The sequence below is a fragment of the Fretibacterium fastidiosum genome (assembly GCF_000210715.1).
GTDB lineage: Bacteria > Synergistota > Synergistia > Synergistales > Aminobacteriaceae > Fretibacterium > Fretibacterium fastidiosum.
This window is the reverse complement of sequence record NC_021038.1, coordinates 1,694,014-1,697,414: the sequence shown is the minus strand read 5'-3', so window position 1 is coordinate 1,697,414 and position 3,401 is coordinate 1,694,014. Positions and strand designations below refer to the sequence as shown.

Here is a 3,401-nt window from a genome sequence, read left to right as displayed (position 1 = left end):
ATTGTAGAACGCATCCGTCAGCCACGGCCGCACGGGCTCGATGTTTTTGTTGTGCCAGCAGTTCTGCATCTGCACGTAGAGGTTGGCCATGTGCTCCTGGACCCCCGTCGCGCTGAAGTCCGGGTCCAGCTTCAGGTAATCGCTCATCGGCAGGAGGACTCTGGAGAGAACGACGACCTCGGGCATGTCCATCCGCTCCCTTTGGCGTTTTCCGACGAAGAACCCCCTGTCCCCGAAGAACCGGACGACGAAGTACAGGAACAACAGCATCGTGAAGACGTCGATGGAACCGCCGACCCAGCCCAGGTTTATGAAGCCGCCGCCGCTCCACCCGTCGCCCCAGCTGCTGCCGCCACTCCATCCGCCGCCCCAACTTCCGCCGTAGTCGCTGTTCCCCGCGAAGTTGCCGAAGTCGGAGCTCTCCCCGACGCTCAGGGGCAGGGCGCTGCCCAGACAGGCCAGCAGCAGGAGCAGTGCAAGATACGGCAACGCCTTTTTGAAAACGTCCTTCATGGTTCCTCCCTCCGCAGGCACACCCCGATGGCACCGCTGTCGGAAAACGCGCGGCAGCGCACTTCGCTTTGGCGCTTCCCTAAGGAAACACTGATTAAGTCGTTGAGAACTGTCAACCGCATAGACTCCCTTCAGTGCCTGAAACTTCACCAGGCCGCGCGAAGCGCGTGGGGCTTGGGGCGTAGCCCCATTTTAAAATTTTAGGGAAGCACTGAAGGATATCCTTCGTTTTGATGCTCCTTGATTGCTTTCAACAACTTTTGAATATTAATCAGCGCTTCCCTAAGTATAGCATTGCCGCGTTGAACCCGTCCGCGGTTTTGTTCTATAATACTTCCGTCCGAATGAATCCATGCCAAAGGCTTTGAGCCGCCTCGCAGGGCGGCCCTGCGAAATTCGTTTCCCGAACGGGAGGAGAGACTGAGATGACGAATCTGGAAATTGCGATGACCCGAACGTGGGCGGAGATCGACCTCGACGCGCTGGAGGGCAACGTCAGGTCGTTGAAGGGGCTGCTGAAGCCGGGGGTCAAGTCCCTCGCCGTGGTCAAGGCGGACGCCTACGGCCACGGCATCGTGGAGGTCGCGAGGAAGCTCGAAACGTGCGGGGTCGACATGCTGGCGGTGGCCTACGTCATGGCGGCCGTGACGCTGCGGAAGAACGGCATCAAGCTGCCCATCCTGTGTCTGGGACAGTCGGCACCGTCTCTGGCCCCCCTGATGTGGGAGTACGACGTCACCCAGGCGGTGGGGGACCTCGAAAACGGCCTCGCGCTCTCCAGGGCGGCCAGCGCCGCGGGGCGGACCATCAAGATCCACGTCAAGGTGGACACCGGAATGGGGCGCATTGGCTTCTACTGGCCGGAGAGCGGCTGGGAGGCCGTGGCCGACGAGATGGCGACGCTGTGCCGCCTGCCGGGGCTCGAGGCCGAGGGGCTGTTCAGTCACTTCGCCAACGCGGACGGCGACCCCGAATACACCCGCATGCAGATGGCGAAGTTCGCCGCGGCCCGTCAGGCGCTGGCGGATCGCGGCGTCACGTTCCGGCTGGGGCACATCGCGGCCAGCCTCGGCGTGCTGAGGTACCCTGAGGCGCATTTGGACATGGGCCGTTTCGGGCTGGTGCTCTACGGCTACGCCTCTTCGGACGAGGAGGTGGAGTCCCCCGCGGAGCTGAAGCCCGTCATGACGCTCAAGGCCCGGATCGCTGCCGTCCGAGAGCTGCCGAAGGGGGCGAAGATCGGCTACGGCGGCACGGCGGTCCTGAAGCGCGACTCCGTCCTGGCCGTCCTGCCCACGGGATACGCCGACGGGTACCCGCGCGCCCTCTCCAACCGGATGAGCGTCTACATCCACGACCGGCTCTGCCCGGTGGTGGGGCGCGTTTGCATGGACATGTTCATGGCGGACGTCACGGACGTTCCGGGGGTCAGGGCGGGGGACGAGGCCGTGCTCCTCGACGGGCGCCTGATGCTGAAGGCGGCCCTCGCGGGACACACGATCATCCACGAGCTCCTGAGCTGCATCATGCCGCGGGTGCCCCGCGTCTTCATCGAGAAAGGCGAAAAGAGGCTTTAGGAAGCCAGACCCGAATCCACCAAAATCAAAACGAAGGGCACGGGGCGGAAGAGCGTCAATTCCGCCTCTTCAGCGCCGAGGCCAGGGCGTGAGCCTCCGCCAGCTCCTCGGCGGTGGCCGCGCCCTGTTTCATCCTCGCGTTCAGCGCGGCAAGGCGGGCCTCGCCCCTGCGCCGCCTCAGCGCCGCGCAGACGACGCCCCAGGGGTCCGCGCCGTCGGGGGAGGCGGCAAGCTCGTCGCAGAAGGCGTCGCCCCGCGCCAGCAGGGCCAGGGGGTATCGGTCGTTCAACGACAGCCAGCGCGCCTCCAACGCCGCGGGGGACTCCATCAGGATGGCCAGGGCCACCTCCTTCACCCGCTCGTCGGAGAGAAGCGCCAGCACCTCCTCCGCAGGCGTCCGGCGGCGGGTCCCGTCGCGCCAGAGGAGGGAGCACAGCGCGGACTCGAGCGGGTCCAGCACCAGCTTCCGTTGAGGCTCCCGTTCCTCCGGCGCGGCGGGGGGCTCCTCGCGGCGGGACGAGGGGCGCGGAGCGCGGCGGCGAAAGTCCTCGAGCTCCCTCCAGAACTCGTGGGGGTAGAGGTTCAGCGCCCCGGCCAGCGTGGGGACGTGAGGGGCTATGCTGGAGGGGTCCAGCTGCAGGAGGCCGTTCATGAGGGACTCCACGCCGGCCCGGCGACCGTCCGGAGACTCCAGGGCCCCCGGACGGCCGCCAGGTGCTGAAGGATCAGGGGCCGCGCGTTCGCGATCGCCTCCTCGAAGCGATCGGGGCCTCCGGACGCCAGCAGGAACTCGTCCGGGTCCTTCCCCAACGGCAGCGAGACGACGCGCACGTCGAGCCCCAGCTCCTGCAGGACGTACATGCCGCGCAGCGTCGCCTCCTGACCCGCCGCATCGCTGTCGTAACAGATGTAGCAGGTGTCGCTGAAGCGCTTGAGCAGCCGCGCCTGGTCCTCCGTCAGGGAGGTCCCCAGGGAGGCCACGGCCTCCGGAAAGCCGCACAAGTGCAGCCGCAGGGCGTCCATGTAGCCCTCCACCAGGATGGAGCGCTTTCGCTCCCGAATGGCGCTCCGGGCCTCGTGCAGCAGGTAGAGGTTCCTGCGCTTGCTGTAGATCTCCCCCTCCGGGCTGTTGATGTACTTCGCGCCCTCGCCGTCCACGAGGCGTCCTCCAAAGGCGATGACGCGCCCCGCGACGTTCCGGATGGGGAACATCAGCCGCCCTCGGAATCGGTCGTAGACGCCGCCCCGCTGCCCCTCCAGCGCCAGCCCGCAGGCGACGGCCTGACGCTCCGTGACGCCCTGGCCCCGAAG

At 66.5% G+C, this 3,401-nt stretch carries 4 protein-coding genes; 1 reads left to right on the top strand and 3 read right to left on the bottom strand.

Features of this window, described 5'->3' with window-relative positions; translation table 11 throughout:
• Nucleotides 1-513, bottom strand: a 513-nt coding sequence (locus SY1_RS07810; RefSeq protein WP_208873337.1) for a Tim44 domain-containing protein, incomplete at its 3' end; no start/stop codon positions are given.
• 425 nt (nucleotides 514-938) lie between these two features.
• Between SY1_RS07810 and alr the strand changes: the two genes are divergently transcribed.
• Nucleotides 939-2,090 carry an alanine racemase gene (gene alr / locus SY1_RS07805; RefSeq protein WP_015556702.1) on the top strand — a complete coding sequence of 384 codons (1,152 nt, stop codon included), beginning with the start codon at nucleotides 939-941 and terminating at the stop codon, nucleotides 2,088-2,090.
• A 55-nt stretch (nucleotides 2,091-2,145) separates the two neighbouring features.
• Here alr and SY1_RS07800 read toward each other — a convergent pair whose 3' ends face one another.
• Nucleotides 2,146-2,742 (bottom strand): hypothetical protein, encoded by a 597-nt coding sequence (locus SY1_RS07800; RefSeq protein ID WP_208873335.1) that lies wholly within the window; start codon nucleotides 2,740-2,742, stop codon nucleotides 2,146-2,148.
• A partial coding sequence (locus SY1_RS07795) for a DNA primase (RefSeq protein ID WP_208873333.1) occupies nucleotides 2,739-3,401 on the bottom strand: 663 nt, incomplete at its 5' end. The genes SY1_RS07795 and SY1_RS07800, both read right to left, overlap by 4 nt.